Source organism: Bradyrhizobium sp. 2TAF36 (assembly GCF_052114925.1).
Lineage (GTDB): Bacteria > Pseudomonadota > Alphaproteobacteria > Rhizobiales > Xanthobacteraceae > Bradyrhizobium > Bradyrhizobium barranii.
The window spans coordinates 1-23,247 of sequence record NZ_JBFRFR010000079.1 but is presented as its reverse complement, the minus strand read 5'-3'; the positions used below and the strand labels follow the sequence as shown (position 1 = coordinate 23,247).

Genomic DNA, 23,247 nt, shown 5'->3' with positions numbered 1-23,247 from the left:
AGGGCGCAAGCCAGGAACCAAGTCATGACCGACCAGCATTTTGCCCTGTTCGACACCAGGATCGGCCTCTGTGCCATCGCCTGGGGCCCGCGTGGTATCAACGGCACGCAACTGCCCATGGGCGGCGAGGAGAAGATCCGCACCCGCATCAGCCAGCGCCATGCCGACGCCACCGAGGCAGAGCCGACCGCCGAGGTGCGAGAGGCGATCGACCGCATCACAAAATTGCTCGCGGGCGAGCCGGACGATCTCACCGACATCCCGCTCGATCTCGACGGCGTGCCCGACTTCAACCGCGGCGTCTACGAGATCGCCCGCGCCATCCCGCCCGGCAAGACCATCACCTATGGCGACATCGCCAAGCAGCTCGGCGGCGTCCAGCTGTCGCGCGATGTCGGTCAGGCGCTCGGCCGCAACCCGTGCCCGATCGTCGTGCCCTGCCATCGCGTGCTGGCCGCCGGCAACAAGCCCGGCGGCTTCTCGGCCAATGGCGGCGTGGTGACGAAGCTGAAGATGCTCGAGATCGAAGGCGCGCTGGTGAACCACACGCCGAGTTTGTTTGATTAATCTCCGCTTCACCCTCCCCTGGAGGGGGAGGGTCGATGCGCATGCAGCGAAGCGGAATGCGCAGCGGGGCGGGGTGACAGTCTCTCCGAGTGGAACAGTGCCCGAGTGGAGAGATCACCCCACCCCGTCGCTTCGCGCCGACCCTCCCCCTCCAGGGGAGGGTAAGCAAGTGGCTAAATCTTTGCCGTCGTCTTCGGCCAATACCGGTCGCGCAGATGCCGCTTCACCAGCTTGCCCGTCGGCGTGCGCGGCAGCTCGGCTTCGAAATCGATCGAGCGCGGGCATTTGATCGCCGAGAGACGTGTCTTGCAGTAGGCGATCAGGTCGGCTTCGAGCGCCTTGCCGGCGCGGCTCATGTCGTGTGGCTGCACCACCGCCTTCACCTCTTCGCCCATCTCCTCGTTCGGCACGCCGAACACGGCGACGTCGGCGATATCAGGGTGAGTGATGAGCACGTCCTCGGTCTCCTGCGGGTAGATGTTCACCCCGCCGGAGATGATCATGTAGGACTTGCGGTCGGTGAGGAACAGAAAACCGTCCTTGTCGAGGTAGCCGACGTCGCCAAGCGTCGACCAACCCTTGGCGTTGTAGGCCTTCTTCGTTTTCTCTGGATCGTTGTGATAGGTGAAAACAGGCGCATCGGCGAAATAGACCGTGCCGATCTCGCCCACCGGCTGCTCCTCGTCGTTCTCGTCCAGGATCTTGATCTTGCCGACCACGGCGCGGCCGACGCTGCCGCGATGCTCCAGCCATTGCTGCGAATTGCAGACGGTGACGCCGTTGCCTTCCGAGCCGGCGTAATACTCGATCAGGATCGGTCCCCACCATTCGATCATTTTTGCCTTGACGTCGACAGGGCAGGGGGCAGCGGCGTGGATCGCGCCCTTCAGCGTGGAGACGTTGTACTTGCCGCGAACCTCGTCCGGCAGCTTCAGCATGCGCACGAACATGGTCGGTACAAGCTGTGACTGCGTGACCTTGTACTTCTCGACGAGCTTGAGAAAATCCTCGGCGTCAAAATGCTCCATGATGATGGAGGTGCCGCCCAGCACGATCGCCATCATGTTGAAGCGCAGCGGAGCCGCGTGATAGAGCGGCGCCGGCGAGAGATAGGTGCTCTCCGCATTCATGCCACACATGTCGGCGCAGAGGACGCGCAGGAAGGCGTTCGGCACGTCGATCTTGTTGCCTTCGAAGGCCCTCTTGATGCCCTTCGGTCGGCCGGTGGTGCCGGACGAATACAGCATGTCGTAGCCGGCGACCTCGTCCGCAATCGGCGTTGTCGGCTGTGCCGACGCTTCCTTGTCGTAGGAGCGGAAGCCGGGCTGGGGTTCGTCGACCATGTAGAAGATCGGCTCGCCTGCGGTCCCCTTGATCAGGGCCCTGATCTGGTCGGCGCATTTCGGCGTGGTGATCACGACCTTGGCGCCGCAATCGCCGATGATGTAGTCGATCTCGTCCTGCTTCAGATAGCGGCTGATGGCGGTGTAATAGAGCCCGCTGCGTTGCGCGGCCCAGCAGATCTCCATGAACGCGAGACGGTTTTCCATCAAGAGCGCGATGTGGTCGCCGGCCTTCAGGCCGAGCGAGCGGAACAGGTTTGCGCCCTGGTTCGAGAGCTCGTCGAGCTCGCGATAGGTGATCGCCCTGCCGGTCCCGGCCATCTGGTAGGCGATCTTGTCGGGCGTGGTTTTGGCGTAGACGGACGGATGGGTCATAAGCGTAGGTCCCAAGGCACACGAGATGTCGTCCCGGCGAAAGCCGGGACCCATAACCACAGGGCGTCGTTTGGCAGAGGATTGTCGTTCGGTACTGCGACCAACCACAATCGATAGATTTCGCGGTATGGGTCCCGGCTTTCGCCGGGACGACACCGTTAGTGTGGCAGCAGCAGCTTACAGCCGCTCCACGATCGTTACATTCGCCATGCCGCCGCCTTCGCACATAGTCTGCAGGCCATAGCGCTTGCCGCGCTGGTGCAGGGCGTGGACCAGTGTGGTCATCAACTTGGTGCCGGAGCCGCCGAGCGGATGACCGAGCGCGATGGCGCCGCCATTGACGTTGAGGCGGGCTGGATCGGCGCCGGTGGTCTTGAGCCAGCCGGTCGGCACCGAGGCGAAGGCCTCGTTGACCTCGAACAGGTCGATGTCGTCGATCGTCATGCCGGCCTTCTCCAGCGCGCGCTTGGTGGCGTGCAGCGGAGCATCGAGCATGATGACGGGATCGCCGCCGGTCATGGTCATGTGATGGATGCGCGCCAGCGGTGTGAGTCCGAGCTGCTTGAGGCCGCGCTCGTTCACCACCATGACACCGGAGGCGCCGTCGCAGATCTGGCTGGCGCTCGCCGCCGTCAGCTTGCCGTTCTCGGCAATCAGCTTGAYGCCCTTGATGCCGTCGAGCGTGGCGTCGAAGCGGATGCCTTCGTCGATGTGATGGGTGTCCTTGCTGCCGTCGGCGCGGGTGATCTCGAGCGGCACGATCTCCTTCTTGAAGTGGCCGGCTTGCGTCGCTGCGATCGCGCGCTGATGGCTGTTGTAGGAGTATTCGTCGAGATCATTCTTCGACAGGCCGTACTTCTCGGCCATCATCTCCGCGCCGGTGAACTGGCTGAACACGATGTTCGGATATTTGTGCTCGATGCCCGGGCTCTTGTAATTGCCAAAGCCGTTCTTGGCCGGAAGCTGCGAGGACAGGCCCATCGGCACGCGCGTCATCGATTCCAYGCCGGCGGCGATCACCACGTCCATCGTGCCGGACATCACGGCTTGCGCGGCGAAGTGCAGCGCCTGCTGCGAGGAGCCGCACTGCCGGTCGATCGAGGTGCCCGGAACGCTCTCCGGCAGCTTCGAGGCCATGATCGCGTTGCGCGCGACGTTGTTGGACTGCTCACCGACCTGCATCACGCAGCCCATGATCACGTCCTCGACCAGGGCGGGATCGATCTTGGTGCGATCGACCAGTTCGTCCAGCACTTTTGCGGCGAGATCGGCCGGATGCCAGCCGGCGAGGCGGCCCCCCTTGCGCCCGCCCGCGGTACGCGCAGCGGCGACGATGTAAGCCTCGGCCATGTCGGTCTCTCCCTGGATTGTTCTCTATCGAGTTGGATTGTCGGCGCGGATTTAATGGGCGTGATATCGTTTAGTCAATCGATCAATTAACTCTTGTGATGAGGCGCTGCTTCGGCTTATCTGCGGCCGCTTCAAGCGGCGAGAACAGGGAACTCCGTGACTACCAGCGTACCGAACAGGCTCCCGAGCGGAAAGAATTCCACGGCAGAGAAATTGCTCGTGGCCGCGAGCGACCTGATGATCGAACGCTCGTCGATCGAGATCTCGCTGTCCGACATCGCCCAGAAGTCGGGCGCCAATGCCGCGCTGGTCAAATATCATTTCGGCAACAAGGACGGCCTCTTGCTGGCGCTGCTCGCGCGCGATGCCGCGACCGAGATGTCCAATCTGGAATATCTGCTGGCGCAACCGATCACATCGACGGCGAAGCTGAAGCTGCATATCGCTGGCATCATCCGCGCCTATTACCGGTTCCCCTACATGAACCGGCTGATTCATTATCTGCTGCATGAGACCAATGCCGGCTCTGCCGACGAAGTCYCAAAATTCTTCGTCGCGCCGCTGCTGGACTTCCACCGGCGCCTGCTCACTGAGGGCGTCAGCCGCGGCGAGTTCCGCGCCACCGATCCGGTGCTGTTCTACACCAGCCTGATCGGCGCCTGCGATCACCTGTTCTTTGGCCGGCACGCGATGTCTCGCGCGATCGGCGTCGGTCCGGTCACCGATGACGTCTGCCGGCAATACATCAAGCACATGGAAACGCTGATCTGCGGTGGCATCCTCACGCAAGCCGAGGAAGCTGCCGCGGCCGGATAATCCGGCCGAGACGTACAAGTCTAGAGAAGAAACGCCCAAGGAAAGGTAGCCTGTCATGGAATTGAAAGACGTAGCCGTTCTCATCACCGGTGGTGGTTCGGGTCTTGGTGAAGCGACCGCGCGCGCCATGGCCGCCAAGGGCGCCAAGATTGGTGTGATCGATCAGAACAAGGACAACGCCGAGAAGGTCGCTGCCGAAGTGAAGGGCGTCGCGCTCCATGCCGACGTCACCAGCGAAGAGCAGATCAAGGCCGCGATCGCGAAGGCGGAAGCCGCGCACGGCGTCGCGCGCGTGCTGATGAACTGCGCCGGCATCGGCGGCTCCCAGCGCATCGTCGGCCGCGACGGCGTCTATCCGCTCGAAAAGTTCGCGCGCATCATYAACGTCAATCTGATCGGCACCTTCAATTGCCTGCGTCTGTTCGCCGAGCGCCTCGTCACGATCGAGCCGGTCGGCGAAGAGCGCGGCGTCATCATCAACACGGCTTCGGTGGCCGCCTATGAAGGCCAGATCGGCCAGATCGCCTATTCGGCTTCGAAGGGCGGTGTCGTCGGCCTGACGCTGCCGGCCGCGCGCGACTTCGCCAGCCAGAAGATCCGCGTCAACACCATCGCGCCCGGCCTGTTCTTCACGCCGTTGCTGATGGGCCTGAACGAGGAGGCCCGCAAGAGCCTCGGCGCCCAGGTGCCGCATCCCTCGCGCCTCGGCGATGCCAAGGAATACGGCTCGCTCGCGGTGCACATCGTCGAGAATGCGATGCTCAACGGCGAGACCATCCGTCTCGACGGCGCCATCCGCATGGCGCCGCGGTAGTAGATGCGCTCTTCCTTCTCCCCTTGTGGGAGAAGGTGGCATAGGCGGCCTTTGGCCGCCGTCCTTAAAAGGACGCCGATGCTTCGCATCGGCTATGGCGCCGGATGAGGGGTCTCTATCCGCGGAGACAGACCCCTCACCCAAGCGAGTTCTTGGTCAGCGACGTACATGCCCTCTCCCACAAGGGGAGAGGGCGCAATAACCGCCACTCGAAGAGCGGATGCAGGAGCGCCCCATGTCCCAACCGCTGCTGATCGAGCACAACGACGGCGTCGACACGGTGACGCTCAATCGTCCTGAAAGCCTCAACGCGCTCGATCCTGCGCTGATCGATGCGCTCAACGTTTACTTCCAGGGCCTTCAGCGCAACCGCGACACGCGCGTCGTTGTGCTCAAGGGCGCCGGCAAGATTTTTTGCGCCGGCCTCGACCTCAAGGCGGCGATGGCCCGCCGCGCCGGGCAGCAGGAGCCGCCCGGCGTCACCGAGTCGCTCGACTCGCAGCGCCGCATCGCCGACATCGTGATGCTGATGCGGCGTTGTCCGCAGCCGATCATCGCTCTGGTGCAGGGCGCGGCGGCCGGCGGCGGGTTCGCGCTGGCGCTTGCCTCCGACATCCGCATCGCGACGAAGTCGGCGCGCATGAACTGTGCCTTCATCAAGCTCGGCCTTGGCGGCTGCGATATCGGCACCAGCTACTTTCTGCCGCGGCTCGTCGGCGTCTCAGTCGCATCCGAGTTGATCCTGACCGGACGCTTCATCGGCGCCGAGCGTGCGCTCGCGGTCGGGCTCGTCTCGGAAGTCGTCGACGAAGACAAGCTCGACGAAGCCGCTGAACCTTACGTCGATGCGATGATGACGGCCTCACCCGTGGGGCTGCGCCTGTCAAAAGAATGTCTCAACATGAGCGTCGATGCGGGATCGCTGGAAACCGTTATCGCGATAGAGGACCGCAACCAGGTCCTGTGCAGTCGCTCCGAGGAATTTTCGGAAGGCATCAGGGCCTTCCTTGAGAAGCGAAAGCCTGTCTATATCAGGCGCTGAAACGAGAACGATCCGCAAAGGACGATAATTTCGGGAGACGCAAAATGAGTGGAAGTGCGGCGGCCGTAATGACGAAGCCCGCCTTTCGCAAGGTCGAGTGGCTCGCGCGCGACATCGACGTCGAGCGCCGCGACGACGGCACGGTGGTGCTGAAGTCGCGCATTCCGCTGCAAGCCTACGAGACGCATCTTCCGGCCTCGCTGGCGAAATGGGCCAGGCAAGCGCCTGAGCGCATCTGGCTCGCGCAGCGCGGCGGAGCGAACCGCGAATGGCGCAAGGTCTCCTATGGCGAAGCCAAGCATACCGTGGATGCGCTGACGCAGACGTTGCTCAATCTCAAGCTCGACGGACGCCCGGTCACGATTCTCTCCGGCAATTCGATCGAGCACGCGCTGATGACGCAGGCCGCGATGCAGGCGCGCTCGCCGGCGGCTCCGGTGTCGCCGGCCTACTCCTTGATGAGCCATGATCACGTCAAGCTGAAATATCTGTTCGACCTGATCAAGCCGGCCGTGGTGATGGTTCAGGACGGCCCGACCTTCGAGAAGGCGCTGAACGCACTCGATCTCACCGGCGTCACCGTCGTTCACGTCGTGCGTCCCTGCGACGGCATCACGAGCGTCAGCTTTGCCGAGCTCGCGGCAACGTCCGTGACCGCCGATGTCGAAGCGTCGATCGCGAAGATCACGCCGCAGACCGTCGGCAAGCTGTTGTTCACCTCCGGTTCGACCGGCATGCCCAAGGCGGTCATCAACACGCAGGAGATGATGTGCGCCAATGCGGCGATGATGATGCAGGTGCGGCCGCGCGATCCCGGCGGTCCGATCTCGACCATGCTGGACTGGATGCCATGGAACCACACCATGGGCGGCAATGCGGCGTTTCACCCGGTGCTGGTCGACGGTGGCACGCTCTATATCGATGACGGCCGGCCGATGCCGGGCCAGTTCGAGGAGACGCTGCGGAATCTGCGCGAGATCTCGCCGACCTATTACGCCAACGTGCCGGCCGGCTATGCCGCGCTCGCGGCCGCCATGGAGAAGGACGATGCGCTGTGCCGCTCGTTTTTCAAGAACCTGTCGATCATGGCCTATGGCGGCGCGCGGCTGCCCGACGATCTCTATGAGCGCATGCAGGCGCTCGCGGTGAAGACGACCGGCGAGCGCATCGTGTTCTACACTGGCTGGGGCTCGACCGAGACGGCGCCGACCTCGACCGGCACCTATTGGGACACCGAGCGCGTCGGCCTGATCGGCCTGCCGTTCCCCGGCGTCGAATTGAAGATGGTGCCGTGCGGCCCGAAATACGAATTGCGCCTGCGCGGCGTCAACGTCACGCCCGGCTATTTTGGCCAGCCTGATCTCACCAAAAAGATGTTCGACGAGGAAGGCTTTTACTGTATCGGCGATGCCGGCATCTTCGTCGACGATGCCGATCCGGTGAAGGGCATCATCTTCGCCGGCCGCGTCGTAGAGGACTTCAAGCTCACCACCGGCACCTTCGTCCATGTCGGATCGCTCCGCACTGACGCGATCGCCGCGGCGACGCCCGTTGTGCATGACGCGCTGGTTGCCGGGCAGGATCAATGCTCGATCGGTCTGCTGGCATGGCCGAACCTGCACGCCTGTCGCCAGCTCGTCGGCAATCCCGATTTGAGCTTCGAGGATGCTGTAAAACATCCCGAGGTGATCGCCTGCTTCAGACGTGGCCTCGAAGCACACAACACGGAATGTGGCGGCGCCAGCAGCCGCGCTATCGCGCGCGCAATGCTGATGGCCGAGCCGCCCTCCATCGACGGCAATGAGCTCACCGACAAGGGCTACATCAACCAGCGTGCCGGCCTGGAACGCCGCGCGGCGCTGGTGGAGCGGCTCTATGCGGATAAGCCTGATCAGGATGTGATCGTGCTGCGATGAATGCGCAACTCTCTCAACTCGTCATTCCGGGATGGCCCGAAGGGCCGGGCCCGGAATCCATAACCCCGGCTGGTGGATATGGATTCCGGGCTCGCGCTCCGCGCGCCCCGGAATGACGGCGCAAATAAATGACAACGAATAAATAAGGGTAGCCCGCCATGAACTTCGATTTCTCCGACGACCAGAAACAGCTCCGCGACCAGGCGCGCAAATTCCTCACCGAAGAATGCTCGCCGAAGGCGGTGCGCGTCGTGCTCGACGGCAAGGCGCCCTACGACAAGGACCTCTGGAAAGGCCTCGCCGAGATGGGCTTTCTCGGCGTCGCGATCCCCGAGGAGTTTGGCGGCGCTGGCGCGGGCCATCTCGAGCTTTGYGTGATCGCCGAGGAAATGGGCCGTGCCAACGCGCCGGTGCCGTTCTCCTCGACCGTGTACCTCGCCGCTGAAGCGCTGTTGATCGCCGGCAGCGACGCGCAGAAGAAGAAATGGTTGCCGGCCATCGCTTCGGGGGACGCGATCGGCACGCTGGCGCTGTTCGAGGGCAAGGGCAATCCGTCGCCGAAGAACGTCAAGCTCACCTCTGCGAATGGCGTGCTCAACGGCGTCAAGAAGCCGGTCGCTGATGGTGCGATCGCCGATTTCGCCGTGGTTGCCGCACGCGCGGGATCGAGCGGTCGCGACGGCGACATCTCGCTGTTCCTCGTCGACCTCAAGGCCGGTGGCGTCGAGGTGAAAAGCCTCACCAATCTCGATCCGACCCGCGGGCAGGCCGAGATCACCTTCAAAGACTGCAAGGCCGAGCCGCTGGGAGCTGCCGGCGAAGGCTGGAGCATTTTGACCCAAGTGCTCGACCGCGCCGCGGTGCTGTGCGCCTTCGAGCAGGTCGGTGGCTCCGACCGCGCGCTGGAGATGGGCCGCGACTACGCGCTCGACCGCATCGCCTTTGGCCGCCAGATCGGCTCGTTCCAGGCGGTCAAGCATATGCTCGCGGACATGTATGTGTCTGCGACGCTGGCGCGCTCCAACAGCTATTACGGCGCCTGGGCGCTCTCGACCAACGCGGCTGAGCTGCCGGAAGCCGCAGCCGCCGCGCGCATCAGCGCGACGCAGGCGTTCCAGCATTGCGCCAAGAACAACATCCAGGTTCACGGCGGCATGGGCTTCACCTGGGAGTTCGACTGTCACATGTACTACCGCCGCGCCAACGCCATGGCGCTCGGGCTCGGCAGCCTGTCCTATTGGGAAGACCAGTTGATCGACCGCATGCGCAAGAAGAACGCGGCGTAACGACAGGTGATTTGTAGGATGGGTAGAGCGTAGCGAAACCCATCATGACGCGGGTGGTCTGACAGATGGGTTTCGCTTCGCTCTACCCATCCTACGACGCCGGCGAAGGATGAGAGACCATGAATTTCGACGACACCCCGCAGGAAGCCGAATTCCGCGCCACCGCCCGCGCCTGGATCGGCGCGAACGCGCCCAGGCAGTACGAGGAAGAGCTGCGCAAATCCTCGCTCGGCCGCACCCAGCTCAAGAACGCCAATATTCTCGAGGTCGCCAAGGCCTGGCAGAAGAAGAAGGCCGATGCCGGCTGGGCCTGCCTGCACTGGCCGAAGGAGTATGGCGGGCGCGGCTCGTCGCCGATCGAGCGCGTGATCTGGCAACAGGAAGAGGGGCCGTTCGGCCAGCTGTCCCGCATGTTCATCATCGGCCATGGCATGTGCGGGCCGACCATGATGGCGTTCGCGCGCGAGGAGCATAAGCGCACCTATCTGCCGCCGCTCGCCTCCGGCGAAAAGGTCTGGTGCCAGCTGTTCTCCGAGCCTGCCGGCGGCTCCGACGTCGCGGGCCTGCGCACGCGCGCGGAAAAGGACGGCGACGACTGGGTGATCAACGGCCAGAAGATCTGGACCTCGGGGGCGCATTATTCCGACTACGGCATCCTGCTCACGCGCACCGACCCGACCGTGCCCAAGCACAAGGGTCTCACCATGTTCTTCCTGGACATGAAGAGCCCGGGCGTCGAGGTGCGGCCGATCAAGCAGGCGAGCGGCGCATCCGACTTCAACGAGGTCTATTTCACAAACGTCCGCATTCCCGATCATCAGCGTCTCGGCGAGGTCGGTGACGGCTGGAACGTCTCGCTGACCACGCTGATGAACGAGCGCAGCGCGATCGGCGCGGCCGTCTCGACCGGTTTCCCGGAGCTGTTCGAATATTGCTCCAGCCTGATGCTCGACGATGGCCCGGCGATCGAGGACCGCGCAGTGCGCTCGAAGCTTGCGAACTGGGCGGCGAAGGCGAGCGGGCTGAAGTACACCAGCATGCGCGCGATCTCGGCGCTGTCGAAGGGCGAGCGGCCGGGGCCGGAGAACTCGATCGGCAAGCTGGTCGCAGGCTCGATGATCCAGGACGTCGCGACCTACGCGCTGGACCTGCAGGGTGCGAGCGGCGTGATCAGCGGCGAGGATGCTGAACTCGTCGGCCGTTTCCAGGCGATGCTCTTGCGCGCGCCGGGCACGCGCGTCGAAGGCGGCACCGACGAGATCATGCGCAACATCATCGCCGAGCGGGTGCTGGGCCTGCCCGGCGATATCCGTGTCGACAAGGACGTGCCGTTCAACAAGATCCCGACGAAGGGAAGAGGTTAGAATCGTAGGGTGGGCAAAGGCGCGTAGCGCCGTGCCCACCAATTCTGTCGAGAACGAGGGAAGGTGGTGGGCACGCTTCGCTTTGCCCACCCTACGCACCGAGCAAGAATTGAGAGGTTCGCCATGAATTTCGACGACACCCCGCAGGAAGCCGCTTTCCGCGAGACCGCGCGCAAATGGGTCGAGGCCAATGCGCCCAAGGAATTGCATACCGAGCTGTCAAATTCCTCGCTCGGCCGCATCCGGCTGGCCAATCATGACATCGTCGATGTCGGCAAGGCCTGGCAGAAGAAGAAGTTCGAGGGCAATTGGGCCTGCCTGCACTGGCCAAAGGAATATGGCGGCCGCGACGCCACGCCGATCGAGAAGGTGATCTGGCAGCAGGAGGAGGGCGTCTACGGCAAGCTGACGCAACCGTTCCAGATCGGCGAGGGCATGTGCGGCCCGACCGTGATGGCTTTCGGCAGCGAGGACGCCAAGCGCCGCCATCTGCCGAAGCTCGCCTCCGGCGAGGAGATCTGGTGCCAGCTGTTCTCCGAGCCGTCCGCCGGCTCCGACGTCGCGGGGCTGCGCACCCGCGCGGAGAAGAAGGGCGACAATTGGGTCGTCAACGGCCAGAAGATCTGGACCTCGGGCGCGCATTATTCCGACTTCGGTCTGTTGATCGCGCGGACCGATCCGAATGTGCCCAAGCACAAGGGCCTCACCATGTTCTTCCTGGACATGAAGAGCCCGGGCGTCGAGGTCCGCCCGATCAAGCAGGCCAACGGCATGCAGGAGTTCAACGAGGTCTATTTCACCGATGTGGTGATCCCCGACAGCCAGCGCCTCGGCGCCGTCGGCGAGGGCTGGAGCGTGTCGCTGACGACGCTGATGAACGAGCGGATGTCGATCGGCTCGCGGCTTGCGACCGGCGTCCCTGAAATGTTCGAGTTCTGCTCCAATCTGATGCTGGAGGACGGGCTCGCCATCGACGATCCCGCCGTGCGCTCGAAACTCGCGAGCTGGGCGGTGAAGTCGAGCGGGCTGAAATACACCAGCTACCGCGCGATCTCGGCGCTCTCGAAGGGCGATCGCCCGGGGCCGGAGAATTCGATCGGCAAGCTCGTCTCGGGCATGATGCTCCAGGACATCGCGACCTACGCCATGGATCTTCAGGGCGCGGCTGGTGTTCTCACCGGCGCCGACGAGGAGACGGTGCAGGGCCAGTTCCAGCAGATGCTGCTGTCCTCACCCTCGATGCGCATCGCCGGCGGCACCGACGAGATCTTGCGCAACATCATTGCCGAGCGCGTGCTGGGATTGCCGGGCGACATTCGCGTCGACAAGGACGTGCCGTATAACAAGATCCCGACCAAGGGTCGGTGATCCAGCCTCTCGCTGTATCGCGTAGGGTGGGCAAAGCGAAGCGTGCCCACCATATGCAGATGCGCCGGGGCAAGTCTGTCGGTGGGCACGGCGCTATCGCGCCTTTGCCCACCCTACGAGGAGCGCGAGCTAATTCATGGATGCAAAAGTGAGCCAGACCCAAGACCGCATCGGCGTGCTCGAAGAGCTCCTCAACGAGCGCTACTCCGTCCGCGCCTTCTTGGCCAAGGAGGTCGACCGCGCGACCATCGAGCATGTGCTCGCCACCGCGCAGCGCACCGCGTCCTGGTGCAACAGCCAGCCCTGGCAGGTCATCATCGCCAGTGGCGCGGCCAAGGAGCGCTTCCGCCAGGCGATCTACCAGGAAGCATCAGGCGGATTGGGTGACGATTACGACTTCACGCCACCTCGCGAATATGCGGGCGTCTATCTCGAACGCCGCCGCGAGAGCGGCTTTCAGCTCTACAACACGCTCGGCATCGCCCGCGGCGACAAGATGGCTTATGCAAAACAGGCGCTGGAGAATTACAATTTCTTCGGCGCGCCCCATGTCGCGATCATCCACACCAACGAGCCGCTCGGCATCTACGGTGCGATCGATTGCGGCGCCTATGTCTCGAATTTCATGCTGGCCGCGCAGGCGCTCGGGCTCGGCACCATTCCGCAGGCGGCACTGGCGCGCCACTCCGGCCTGATCCGCCGCCACTTCAATCTGCCCGACGACCGCCGCGTCGTCTGCGGCATCTCGTTCGGCTATGCCGACGACGCCGACAAGGTCAACAGCTACCGCACCTCGCGCGCGAGCGTCGCCGACACCGCCACGTTCGCGGACGAATGATCCCGTCTCACGCGCGCCGTCCGGTTTTCACGCACGCGCAAAGGCGGCCGCAGAAACGGCCGCCTTCACATTCGTCTCGGTCCGGTTGACGCGGCCGTTATCCGCCGCTGCCGCCGATCACGGCGCGCACGGTCTCGTCGGGCCCGAAGTCCTCGGCGCCATCGACATAAAGCAGCGCAGCGAGCTTTGAGCGCGCGCGATTGACGCGGCTCTTGATCGTGCCGACTGCACAGCCGCAGATCGAAGCTGCGTCCTCATAGGAGAAGCCGGAGGCGCCGACGAGGATCAAGGCCTCGCGCTGGTCCTGCGGAAGCTTTTCGAGCGCGCCGCGGAACTCCTCGAACTCGAGATGCGCGTTCTGCGACGGCTGCGTCTTCAGCGTCTTGGCATAGTTGCCCTCGGCATCCTCCACCTCCCGCCGCCGCTTGCGATAGTCGGAGCGGAACAGGTTGCGAAGGATCGTGAACAGCCACGCCGGCAGGTTTGAGCCGGGCTGGAACGAGTCGATGTTGGCGAGCGCACGCAGAAGCGTTTCCTGCACCAGATCGTCGGCGCGGTCGGCATTGCCGCTCAGCGAGATCGCGAACGCGCGCAGACTTGGCACGGCCGCGAGGATGTCGTCACGAAGGGAGTCCGTGAGAGGCATTAATCCCTCCCATTGTTGTCGTTGGAGCCCCTGTCAGGTTCCACTTGGGGTGCGCCTCCGGGCGCATCAAGCTTCTTGATCAGTTCCGCGAACCGGTCCGGAACCCCCTGCCGCACCACGTCGTCGTACATGGCGCGCAGCTGGTGGCCGATCCGGGACTGAATCTCCGGAGTGAGGCCTCCCTTGCCGGGGGTCGTGCTTTTGCTGGCTTGAGACTTGAGATCTTTCATGACCTGTTCCACGTTTCCCCGAGTTAAGTAACTGTAAAATCGAGAAGTTCTCTCAACCGGGAGCCGTTCCCTGAATAGGCACAATTCCAGGTTCGACAAAAAGTTCCCAGATAAGCGGAACTTTTCTTGGCGTGAGGCGTAGACAGCCCAGCAGGGGAACCCGGGCCTCCCCGCTTGTTGCCTGGTTCGTCAAGGTTGGCCCGAAGATGAATGGAGTGGGGATGTCCCGTTCGCAGCTTGTTGCTGAACACTTGCCGTTGTTGCGCCGGTACGCGCGCGCCCTGACGGGCAGCCAGGCCTCCGGTGACGCCTATGTCGCAGCCATGTTGGAAGCGATGCTCGGAGATCCGTCCGTGCTCGACGAGAGCCATGGTCCGCGCGCCGGCCTGTTCCGGCTGTTCACCCAGATATGGAATTCGGTCTCCGTCAACGACGATGCCGAGGTGACGACCTTGCCGATGCCGCCGGAGCGGCGGCTGTCGAACATCACGCCGCTGCCGCGGCAGGCGTTCCTGCTGCTCTCGCTCGAGGGATTCTCGGAAGAGGAAGTCGGCTACATCCTCGGCACCGACGTCGCCGAGACGCGGCGGCTTGCCGATGCCGCGGGACGCGAGATGGCGGCCGAGATCGCGACCGACGTGCTGATCATCGAGGACGAGACCTTCATCGCCATGGACCTCGAGAGTCTGGTGAAGAATCTCGGTCACAATGTCGTTGGTGTCGCGCGCACCCATGCCGATGCGGTGGCGCTGGCCAAGAACAAGCGGCCGGGCCTGATTCTCGCCGACATCCAGCTTGCCGACGGCTCGTCGGGCCTGGACGCCGTCAACGAGCTGCTCCGCACCTTCGAGGTGCCGGTGGTGTTCATCACCGCCTATCCGGAGCGCTTCCTGACCGGCGAGCGCCCCGAGCCGGCGTTCCTGATCTCAAAACCGTTCCAGCCCGCGATGGTGTCGGCGGTGGCGAGCCAGGCGCTGTTCTTCCAGCGGAACTCGCGCAACCGCGCGCCCAAGGCGCCGGCGGCGTAAGCAAGCCTCTATCGGACTAAGGAAACGGCGCGTCGCAAGGCGCGCCGTTTTTGCATGTGGCAGAGAGTTGTTCTGTTCTGCTTCAGCAGCCGCGGCAGATGCTGCGAAGCATGGAATTCAGCTTGGTATCGTCTGGCCCAGGGGACTTCGCATTCAGCCTGGCCTGGTCCTCGATCCAGGATTTGAGCAATTTTTCTCGTTCCGGCGACGGCCCTGGGTTTAGCCGCGTTCCGTCGAAGCTCATGAGGACGGTCACTCTCTGCAGGTCGTCCTTCGCCTCAGCGGGCGGTTTCGGGAATGGCACGGATCGCTCGACCATGGCGAGCGTTGCGGCATCTAGCGGCGCGAAGCCTGTGCTTTCTACCAGCACGTTCGAGATCAATTTGCCTGAACGATCGACCACGAACGTGACGCCGGTATCGCCCCTCTGACCGATCGCCTCCGGAGGAAATGCCCTGTGGCGCCAGACGTGTTGGGTGACCGTCTTGCGCCAGGCGGCCATGGGATCGGCCTCCGTGGAGGCGGGATCCGTGGAGGCGGGATCCGGCCTGCTCAGCACGACCCCTAAGGGCGGCACCTGAAATTGACGGCCGCTGAAGACAATCTGCACCGTGAAAGGGAACGAGTCCTCCTTGAGCTCCGAAGGTGGCGCCGGAAACGGTTCGGCGCGGGCGATGATCGCCAGCGCAGCATCGTCGAGCGACCGCGAGCCGGCGCTTTCAGCCAACGCCCGCGAGATCAACGTGCCCGACCGGTCGATGACGAAAGTGACTCTGGCCTTGCCGGTCTGCCCCCGTGCTCCAACTGGAAAGAACCTGTTGCTTGCAATATGTGCCGACAGCCCCGCCTTCCAGGCTTTGACGGTCTCGCTCTGCGGTTCAGTCTGCGCATGTGCGGGGAACGCCGCCAACAATCCGAGAAGCGCGGCCAACAAGGGGAATTTCATCTGCATCGGTGCGGATACTAATCGCGGTCAGGTTGATTGCAAGGCTCCCTACCCGTATCGCGCTCGCGCGGCTGTGGGCAATTCGAAGGGCTGGGAAGCCCGCTTGACGGCGGCCAAATTGCCTCGTTCATACGTCGGGTCGATGACATCAGTCGCGACCTCGAGCCGCCAGGGGATTTTTCATCATGGACCAGCAACTCCTCGACCGCCTCGCCATCCGCGACCTCGTCGAGAACTGGGCGGTGTGGCGCGACGCCGGTGACTGGGAGCGTTTTGCTACGGTCTGGCATGACGAGGGCTGGATGTCCGCCACCTGGTTTCAGGGACCGGCGCGGGATTTCATGCGGGTCAGTCAGGAGGGGTTTGCCAAGGGCGTGCGCATCCTGCATTTCCTCGGCGGCACCAGCATCGATCTCGCAGGCGAGCGCGCCATCGCGCAGACCAAGATGACGATCTCGCAGCGTGCCCCGGTGCATGACGTGCTCTGCGACGTCGTCTGCACCGGGCGCTTCTACGATTTCCTGGAGAAGCGGCATGACCAATCCGGTATTGGCAAATGGGGCATCGTCCGCCGCCAGCCGATCTACGAGAAGGACCGGATCGATCCGGTCGATCCCGCCGCAACGCTTCAACTCGACCAAAAAGCGCTCGCCGCACTGCCCGAAGGCTACCGCCACCTCGCCTACATGCAGGAGCTGATCGGCTACAAGGTCAAGCGCGACATGCCGGGCCTGATCGGCACTGAAGTCGAGAAGCTCTATGGCGAGGGGCGGAATTGGCTGGCGGGGAAGTCGAAGTGAACCGCAGACAAAAGTAAGGCGCGACTGGCATCACCCCAACTGCTCAGGCGGTTCAGATCAGTTCAAGATAGTCCGGTTCTGGCAAGTTTATGCCATTTGTATCAATGACTTGGATCTGATACAACGTTCCCTATGGTTCGAACGCATCCCAACAAAAACGCCTCAAATCCGGCGCCGATGTTGGTAAGTTTGTTGGTAAGAGCATGGCCAGGCGTGAGTTGCGTAAGCTCGGCACCGCGAAGGAAGTCGAGAAGATCAAGGCAGCGGGACGGCACAGCGACGGCGGCGGGCTATGTCTGCTTATCGGCGCAAATAGCGGAAGGTCATGGGTATTTCGATATCGTCGGCCGGGCAGCGGCGGGAATGACCTTGGACTTGGATCAGCCGACAAGGGGGGCGTAAGCCTCGCCGACGCGCGGGAGCGCGCCGAGGAGCTTCGTGCGCAGCTCCGCAAAGGCATTGATCCGGCGGCCGAGCGCAAGGCGGGGGCGATGGTCGGAAGTACGTTTGGCGAGTTCGCGGACGATTTCTTTGACTCCATCAAGGCGGGCTTTAAGGGACGCACCACTCACGCCGATTGGAAACGGGACATCGAAGTGCGCGCGGCGAAACTCCGCCCGAAGCCACTCCCTGAGATCACCACAAACGACGTATTGGCGGTGCTGTCACCGATTTGGCTCACCATTCCCCGGACCGCGCGCGAGACGCGTAGCAGGATTGAGCGCGTGCTTTCAGCCGCCAAAGCTAAGGGACTGCGGTCCGGCGAGAATCCGGCGATGTGGCGAGGTAATCTGAAGGAGCTATTGCCGAAGGCAAAGAAGTCAAAGAAGCACCACAAGGCCGCGCCTTACGCCGACGTGCCCGGCATCCTGCAAGTGCTCCGTACGAAGCACAAGACGGCGGACACGRCTGTGAACCTCGCCGCAGAATACATTGTCTTGACGGCAGTGCGGACGGGTGAGGCGCGGGTCATGCGGAAGCGCGAAATTAATTTCAAGGACGCCTTGTGGACCATCCCCGCGGAGCGGATGAAAACTGAAGATCACCCGGAGGGCAGGCCGCACGAAGTGCCGTTGTGCGCTCGCGCCATTGCGATCTTGCACGCGGTGATGCCGAAGGATTTAGACCCGGACGCCTACGTGTTCGCCGGCCAATGGTCCCGCGATCACAGCAAGCCGCTGGGGATGAATGCCGTTCTGCACGCGCTACAGAAAATCTACCCGGCTATGACGACGCACGGTTGCCGGTCCAGCTTCCGGGATTGGTGCGGGGACGAAACCCACGTGCCGCGCGAAATCGCGGAGATGGCCCTAGCGCACAAGGTGGGCGACGAAGTGGAGTTGGCATATCGGAGAGGGACCGCGTTGAAAAAACGACGCGAGCTAATGGAGATGTGGGGACGCTACATCGAAGGCGAGGCGAACGTTATCAAGCCAGCGGCGGTCAGTTGAAAAGTTAGGAAAATGGCCGATTAGCCTTCCTCACGAATCTGAGGGTCGGACGTTCGAATCGTTCCGGGCGTGCCAGTACTTAGCGGCCTCTGGCGTGCATTACTAGCGTATTACGTGATTTGCAAGGAAGCGACCGCCCCGGCGAGCGGGGTTTAGCCGCCTAAAGCGCAACACGATTGGAGCGCGTGCTCCGCCAGCCAGCTTCCTCACTAAGCCGCCGATCGACCCCGCAACTGACGGTCGCCGTTAAGGGCGCCAGCGGTGACGACGCGAATCTGGTGTTGCGCTATCGAGCAAGGACCCCGTGCTGTTCTGGTTGAGATGGTACCGTGAAGTTTGTTCGAATCCCTCTCGGTCCGCCAGCCAGCCAAAGTCATTTCGTACTTCGATGCGGAAACAGGTCGACAATCCGGCCGTTTTCTTGAGTTTGCTCGCCAGAGAAATTCTCGCGTCGATCAATCTACGCGTTCGCCGGGAGAACCGAAATTTCTCCGAATCTTAGTACCTCCCGAATCGGTTTAGTACGCATTTTCTCTGTGGAACAGGAGGTCGGTGGTTCGAGCCCACCCAACTGTACCGGCCAAATAACTTATTTTGGTCGCGCGCGGCAGTTTCTCCTTTCAAAGTAGCGGATGAGGTAACAAACGGGCCGTTGTCCGATCCTGTCAGCGCCCAGGCCGTCGACAATGGGTAGGTCTGAGGAATAGATTAAGGGCACCATTGCTACGCGGCGCCGCATTCTGAGGGCCGTGCCTTACGAGAGTCCCCAACAAGCCACCGAGTAGCTTGAGCCTGCCTCGATCGCTTGTACCGCAGGTTAGAATCTCAAAGCGTTAGCCTAATGTTGCGATTTCGGTCGGACGCAAATGCTTTGCCGGCGTTCCTCCCGTTGCGAGTAACGGCTTCGGAAACGTCGGACCAGAGAAGCCATGGTCTTGAACCGGGGCAGGTAGTGCGGTTCGCCCACTTGCGCCTCTGCTTATCTACGCAGGGTCTCGGCACGACCGGTCCGACGACAGTGCCACCCTCGACGGTCTAAAGCTTCTCCGTCTCTCGCGGGCTAAGATTTGCGATCTTGCTCGCTGCGGTCGTACGTTCCCACGCGCGTAATGGATCGGTTGGCCCGATGCTCCGACCGGTGTCTCAGCCCACCGCGCAAACCAAGGAGGTTGCAAACAGAGCAACCGCGAGGCCAAAAAACGAGTCTCTATGATTCTATCATACTGCTGGATTGAAGCATGATCGGGAATAGATCCGGAAAGGTTACGCGGATCTCTTAGAGAGGCAATTGGCCTGCCTCACTACATTTCTAGCTCAAATGCAGAATGCGCTCCAAGAGCACGGGAGGTGCAATCGCGAATGGAGTATTTTAACTTTCCCGGGCCACGAATAGATAGGGTCGAGGTCAATCGGGTGAAATGATCGTGGTTGGCAGGTGATCGAGCTCCTTCGAGTCCTGTGCACCTTCGTTCTGCTGCGTCGATCTTTCCTGCATCGTCAACGCCGTATCGAGAGCGACGCGAACACTTTGAACCTTCGCCGCCGCAGATTTCGAACCCCCTTGCGATGARCTTTCAGCACGAGCAAGAGCCTGCCGATATTGTTCGATTGCCTTATCAAGTTTCCCCTTCACTTGAAAGACGCGGGCCTGTTCGAGGTATCGATCGACGAAGACATCGTCGAGACTACTTCGCAGAGCGACCAGTTTGTCCTGCCAAGCCTTATTATCGGGATCCATGCTCACTAGGCGCTCACGAAGGGCCAACGCCCTGCTATATTCCTCAAGGGCTCCATTTAAGTCGCTTTCCTTGCGAACATCGCCAAGATCGGCATAACTAGAAGCAAGATAGTCGGAGTAGCTAGCATTAGTTTCATCGACCTCGACCAAACGCATTTTGATTTCCAACGCTTTTCCAAACTGAGCTAGTGCGTCGCCTAATCGCTTGAGCTTGACCAGCACCGTGCCTAATCGACTATGGCAAACTGCAAGTGCGACTTTGCGCACTGGACTAGGATCAAGCTCAGCCAGTTGCTTGGAAATCTGCATCGCGTTTTTGTACTGCTCAAAAGCGCCTTCGAAATCGGCCTGCAGCACGAGAATATCTCCGATTCGACTGAGCGACGCCGACCAAAGGTGACGAGCTTCCTTCTTTAGTGGATCGCTCTTGTGGGGTGGATCCACGTTAACTAGTTTGTCGGCGATCGAGAGCGCGAGATCATAGTGTTGGCGCGACATAGCCAAGTTCTCTTGCCTTTTATAGCTGTCGCCAATCTTACCGCGAATGAACACTTTACGAATAGGCCAATCGACGGCGTCCGACGGATGTGGATAAAATCTGTCTACAACGTCTTGCGCGGTCTGATATTCAGCATGGGCCAGTTGGAGTCGACCCTGGCTATCCAGGGCGTCTCCTAGTCTGAAGCTGCTTGCGTATAGGAGTCGGTTCCACTCCTCGCTACTGGGTTGGGAGTAGACAAGTTGCTGGGCAAGTTCTTTACCGGCTTTTGCGTGCATCAACTCCTTATTTGAATCGATTCCGCTATAGGAGTCTGCGACTGTGAGCAWCAACGTCACCTGTCGACTCGCGATTTCCTGCTTATCCTGCGGATCGGACTTGAGTCGTGACAGGTCGCCGAGTGCATCATCAGCAATGGCAAGCAGCTCGCGGGCGGCGCGAGTCCTGAGACCGCCGTCCTTCCGACGTTCACCGGTCTTTCCAACCAGAGTTGTTGCCAGCTTTAGCGCAAGATCAAAGCGCGCCTCTGCCTCGTCCTTCGATCGAGCCGCCGCAGTGTACTCGTATACGGAAAAAGCTAGCAAGCCACTCGCTAGAAATAGCAGGACCGATACCGAAGCTGCAAATTGCCGCGTACGTCTTAGTTTTAGGCGCTCGTCTAGCTTCGTTTTATCTTTTCGTTCCTGGTCCGCTATAACTGAGGCGGTAACATATGCACGCACTCCGCCGCCCACCGCCTTCGGCCGCGCATTCAGCAGATGTTGAGCCTCCACTAACCGGCGGCCAGCCGGAATGAGGAGGTCTGGGTCATGATTTGTGGCCTTCCAAAACTCGACCTCCTCATCCAGTCGTCGCAGGGTACGTAGAAAATCGCGATTTTCATCGACCCACTCGCGCAGTCGCTTCCATTCTCGAATGAGCGCTTCGTGCCCAACTTCAACAATTTCCTTGCCAGTGGCGTCTCGCGCGGTCACGAGAAGCCGGTCCGAAGCCAATTTGGCGATAACATTTCGGGCAACCGCATCAAGCTCCTGCATCTGAGCCCGCCGGCGAGTATCTTCAGCTCCTTCGCCAGGTACAACGAGCGCGAGCAATGCCCAATGGGCGGCTTCCTGTTCGTGTTCCGAAAGACGAGCAAAAGCCTGCTCTGCTCGTTCTGCAATCGCCCGTCGAACGCCGCCAATAGCGGTATAGGCGTCGTGCATTAGTCCGCCTTTGTGCCGCTTTTCCCACAACTCGCTGAGTAAAAATTCCAAGAGAGGGAGCGCACCAGGCTCGTCTCCGACATCGTCTAGTATGCGCGCGACCAGACCGTCCTCGAAACGCAAACCGGCTCTTTCCGCAGGTTGCCGAATAGCACTTATCAACTCATCGCGCGTCATGGGACCAATATTGACTACGCGACCTTGCAGTCGATCGGACAGGCGTCGATCTGCCAGCGCATGACCGTAGAAGTCGCCACGCAGCGTCAATACGAGGGACATTTTTTCGGACGCGATGACATCAAGGAGTTGGGAAATGAAATTATGCCGAATGGCTTCGTCGCGGCACAAGGTATAAAGCTCCTCCCACTGATCCACGAATAGAAGGACGCGGTCCGTGCCAGGTTGTTTCTCCAAGGTCCGATGGACCAGGGAGCGGAGTTGCACCTCTCCAGTGGCGAGGGCAATGGCCAGCTTTTCGACTTCTCTTAGCCGGTCCACCTCAGATAGTTCGGGTTCGATCAGGGGTAGAAATGAGGCGGCAATGGAGTGAAATGGCCGTTCTTGTGGAAGTGCGACGACTACGTCCCATACGCAGTCTCTGTTCCGCCGAAGCCGAGGAATCAGACCAGCGCGGACCACCGAAGACTTGCCACTACCTGAAGCTCCGACCACGGCGATAATATCGTGCTTCCTTGCCGCTGACTCCAGTATTCCAGTGAAGGTTTCACGACCGCAAAAGAACGGCTCATCCTCTTCCCGGAATGAACGCAGGCCTCGAAAGGGACAAATCGAAGGTGGCGCTGAAGCAACGCGTTCTTTTATTTCATCAGCCATAGCGTCGCGACGCACGGCTGCAACTAAAGTATCGATCGCGTCATCGGTCATGCCGTTTCGCAGATCAATCCACATGTTGAGGGAGAGAAAGCCGAGCGCCGGGTCGGCTCCGGGCAAAAGGATTGGGATGACCAGGAAATCTTCATCCCGGGTTTGGCGATCGAGAGCGGTAGCTCGCTCCCGCTGCTGCCACCGGCCCATGCCCTGCGGACCGATGAAAATAGCCACCGCTTTGCAGTCTCCGAGGACCTTCTCCAAGGCCCCTAGCCACGAACGCCCAGGGACGAGGTACCATCGATCTAGAAAGGGCTTAATTCCGCGTTCTCGCAGCAAACGAGCGATTGCTTCCACCGCTACATGATCGAGCGAGTGGTAGCTCATAAACAGGTCGTACATACGGAGCACCTCTGGCCGGTAGTCCTTACGGGCGCTCATCGAGGTATGCGTGTTGCGAATTAAAATAGAAGTCCACGGCCACGTCAACGGAGCGTTGATCAGCGAAAATGGTCAACCTGCCTTCCGCTTTGCGAGAGGACGAGGCTTAAGGGCCGGCGGTTCATGTCCGCTTCTGCCCATAAGCGCCGAATCGGGGTCGGGCCGAGAAGCATTGCGTTTGGCCGGACGCCCGTGAATGTCATTCGGCCTGCAATATTGACCCCCTAAGCCGGGGGATCGGCGTCCAAAATTGACCCCCTATAGGTTGGTCTGTTGCGCTGCCTGCTTTGGAATGAAGCAGGTGGTCGAGGATGCTGATCGTGGAGACGATTGCGCGGATTCGGCGGGATTCGGCG

At 61.7% G+C, this 23,247-nt stretch carries 18 protein-coding genes; 12 read left to right on the top strand and 6 right to left on the bottom strand.

Annotated features, from left to right (window positions below):
* Positions 1-24 precede the first annotated feature (24 nt).
* Positions 25-567 (top strand): methylated-DNA--[protein]-cysteine S-methyltransferase, encoded by a 543-nt coding sequence (locus AB4Z51_RS35370; protein WP_063985757.1) that lies wholly within the window; start codon positions 25-27, stop codon positions 565-567.
* Positions 568-740: 173 nt separating this feature from the next.
* Here the strand turns inward: AB4Z51_RS35370 and AB4Z51_RS35365 are convergent, their stop codons facing one another.
* Together AB4Z51_RS35365 and AB4Z51_RS35360 are read right to left on the bottom strand one after the other, a co-directional pair.
* The gene (locus tag AB4Z51_RS35365; RefSeq protein ID WP_085398963.1) at positions 741-2,285 is read right to left on the bottom strand and encodes an acyl-CoA synthetase; all 1,545 of its coding nucleotides are present in this window, start codon (positions 2,283-2,285) and stop codon (positions 741-743) included.
* Positions 2,286-2,462: 177 nt separating this feature from the next.
* Positions 2,463-3,635: an acetyl-CoA C-acetyltransferase gene (locus tag AB4Z51_RS35360; RefSeq protein WP_441498947.1), complete on the bottom strand. Its 1,173-nt coding sequence runs from the start codon at positions 3,633-3,635 to the stop codon at positions 2,463-2,465.
* A gap of 213 nt (positions 3,636-3,848) precedes the next feature.
* On the opposite strand from AB4Z51_RS35360, the gene AB4Z51_RS35355 reads away from it, so the two are divergent.
* The 8 genes from AB4Z51_RS35355 (at position 3,849) to AB4Z51_RS35320 (ending at position 13,079) form a co-directional block, all read left to right on the top strand.
* Positions 3,849-4,451, top strand: coding sequence for a TetR family transcriptional regulator (locus AB4Z51_RS35355; RefSeq protein ID WP_441498951.1), 603 nt, complete (start codon positions 3,849-3,851; stop codon positions 4,449-4,451).
* 55 nt (positions 4,452-4,506) lie between these two features.
* Positions 4,507-5,265 (top strand): SDR family NAD(P)-dependent oxidoreductase, encoded by a 759-nt coding sequence (locus AB4Z51_RS35350; protein ID WP_085398966.1) that lies wholly within the window; start codon positions 4,507-4,509, stop codon positions 5,263-5,265.
* Positions 5,266-5,500: 235 nt separating this feature from the next.
* On the top strand, positions 5,501-6,307 hold the full coding sequence (locus AB4Z51_RS35345; RefSeq protein WP_441498946.1) for an enoyl-CoA hydratase/isomerase family protein: 807 nt from the start codon (positions 5,501-5,503) through the stop codon (positions 6,305-6,307).
* Positions 6,308-6,351: 44 nt separating this feature from the next.
* Complete coding sequence (locus tag AB4Z51_RS35340) at positions 6,352-8,223, top strand: AMP-binding protein (protein ID WP_085398968.1); 1,872 nt, start codon at positions 6,352-6,354, stop codon at positions 8,221-8,223.
* 158 nt (positions 8,224-8,381) lie between these two features.
* Positions 8,382-9,509: an acyl-CoA dehydrogenase family protein gene (locus tag AB4Z51_RS35335; RefSeq protein ID WP_135214786.1), complete on the top strand. Its 1,128-nt coding sequence runs from the start codon at positions 8,382-8,384 to the stop codon at positions 9,507-9,509.
* Between the two features lie 119 nt (positions 9,510-9,628).
* A complete protein-coding gene (locus AB4Z51_RS35330) occupies positions 9,629-10,873 on the top strand; it encodes an acyl-CoA dehydrogenase (RefSeq protein ID WP_085398970.1) in 1,245 nt (414 codons plus the stop codon).
* A 123-nt stretch (positions 10,874-10,996) separates the two neighbouring features.
* Complete coding sequence (locus AB4Z51_RS35325; protein WP_085398971.1) at positions 10,997-12,241, top strand: acyl-CoA dehydrogenase; 1,245 nt, start codon at positions 10,997-10,999, stop codon at positions 12,239-12,241.
* A gap of 136 nt (positions 12,242-12,377) precedes the next feature.
* Positions 12,378-13,079 (top strand): nitroreductase, encoded by a 702-nt coding sequence (locus tag AB4Z51_RS35320; protein WP_085398972.1) that lies wholly within the window; start codon positions 12,378-12,380, stop codon positions 13,077-13,079.
* A gap of 97 nt (positions 13,080-13,176) precedes the next feature.
* Here the strand turns inward: AB4Z51_RS35320 and AB4Z51_RS35315 are convergent, their stop codons facing one another.
* Both AB4Z51_RS35315 and AB4Z51_RS35310 read right to left on the bottom strand, forming a co-directional pair.
* Positions 13,177-13,725: a sigma-70 family RNA polymerase sigma factor gene (locus AB4Z51_RS35315; protein WP_014491704.1), complete on the bottom strand. Its 549-nt coding sequence runs from the start codon at positions 13,723-13,725 to the stop codon at positions 13,177-13,179.
* Positions 13,725-13,955, bottom strand: a complete 231-nt coding sequence (locus AB4Z51_RS35310) for a NepR family anti-sigma factor (protein ID WP_063986724.1) — start codon at positions 13,953-13,955, stop codon at positions 13,725-13,727. Before AB4Z51_RS35310 ends, AB4Z51_RS35315 begins: the two co-directional genes overlap by 1 nt.
* A gap of 221 nt (positions 13,956-14,176) precedes the next feature.
* On the opposite strand from AB4Z51_RS35310, the gene AB4Z51_RS35305 reads away from it, so the two are divergent.
* Positions 14,177-14,983: a response regulator gene (locus AB4Z51_RS35305; RefSeq protein ID WP_014491706.1), complete on the top strand. Its 807-nt coding sequence runs from the start codon at positions 14,177-14,179 to the stop codon at positions 14,981-14,983.
* 82 nt (positions 14,984-15,065) lie between these two features.
* Here the strand turns inward: AB4Z51_RS35305 and AB4Z51_RS35300 are convergent, their stop codons facing one another.
* Positions 15,066-15,935, bottom strand: coding sequence for an energy transducer TonB family protein (locus AB4Z51_RS35300; RefSeq protein ID WP_135214787.1), 870 nt, complete (start codon positions 15,933-15,935; stop codon positions 15,066-15,068).
* 179 nt (positions 15,936-16,114) lie between these two features.
* On the opposite strand from AB4Z51_RS35300, the gene AB4Z51_RS35295 reads away from it, so the two are divergent.
* The gene (locus AB4Z51_RS35295) at positions 16,115-16,729 is read left to right on the top strand and encodes a nuclear transport factor 2 family protein (RefSeq protein ID WP_085398973.1); all 615 of its coding nucleotides are present in this window, start codon (positions 16,115-16,117) and stop codon (positions 16,727-16,729) included.
* Positions 16,730-16,932: 203 nt separating this feature from the next.
* Positions 16,933-18,180, top strand: coding sequence for a tyrosine-type recombinase/integrase (locus AB4Z51_RS35290; RefSeq protein ID WP_441498945.1), 1,248 nt, complete (start codon positions 16,933-16,935; stop codon positions 18,178-18,180).
* Between the two features lie 1,405 nt (positions 18,181-19,585).
* Here AB4Z51_RS35290 and AB4Z51_RS35285 read toward each other — a convergent pair.
* A complete protein-coding gene (locus AB4Z51_RS35285) occupies positions 19,586-22,891 on the bottom strand; it encodes an nSTAND1 domain-containing NTPase (RefSeq protein ID WP_441498944.1) in 3,306 nt (1,101 codons plus the stop codon).
* Positions 22,892-23,247: the final 356 nt, after the last annotated feature.

Excerpts from the sequence above, each read along its gene's own strand:
- AB4Z51_RS35370 (WP_063985757.1), top strand. The coding sequence starts at position 25 with ATGACCGACCAGCATTTTGCCCTGTTCGACACCAGGATCGGCCTCTGT.
- AB4Z51_RS35365 (WP_085398963.1), bottom strand. The coding sequence starts at position 2,285 with ATGACCCATCCGTCCGTCTACGCCAAAACCACGCCCGACAAGATCGCC.
- AB4Z51_RS35345 (WP_441498946.1), top strand. The coding sequence starts at position 5,501 with ATGTCCCAACCGCTGCTGATCGAGCACAACGACGGCGTCGACACGGTG.
- AB4Z51_RS35340 (WP_085398968.1), top strand. The coding sequence starts at position 6,352 with ATGAGTGGAAGTGCGGCGGCCGTAATGACGAAGCCCGCCTTTCGCAAG.
- AB4Z51_RS35330 (WP_085398970.1), top strand. The coding sequence starts at position 9,629 with ATGAATTTCGACGACACCCCGCAGGAAGCCGAATTCCGCGCCACCGCC.
- AB4Z51_RS35325 (WP_085398971.1), top strand. The coding sequence starts at position 10,997 with ATGAATTTCGACGACACCCCGCAGGAAGCCGCTTTCCGCGAGACCGCG.
- AB4Z51_RS35320 (WP_085398972.1), top strand. The coding sequence starts at position 12,378 with ATGGATGCAAAAGTGAGCCAGACCCAAGACCGCATCGGCGTGCTCGAA.
- AB4Z51_RS35315 (WP_014491704.1), bottom strand. The coding sequence starts at position 13,725 with ATGCCTCTCACGGACTCCCTTCGTGACGACATCCTCGCGGCCGTGCCA.
- AB4Z51_RS35310 (WP_063986724.1), bottom strand. The coding sequence starts at position 13,955 with ATGAAAGATCTCAAGTCTCAAGCCAGCAAAAGCACGACCCCCGGCAAG.
- AB4Z51_RS35305 (WP_014491706.1), top strand. The coding sequence starts at position 14,177 with ATGTCCCGTTCGCAGCTTGTTGCTGAACACTTGCCGTTGTTGCGCCGG.
- AB4Z51_RS35300 (WP_135214787.1), bottom strand. The coding sequence starts at position 15,935 with ATGCAGATGAAATTCCCCTTGTTGGCCGCGCTTCTCGGATTGTTGGCG.
- AB4Z51_RS35295 (WP_085398973.1), top strand. The coding sequence starts at position 16,115 with ATGGACCAGCAACTCCTCGACCGCCTCGCCATCCGCGACCTCGTCGAG.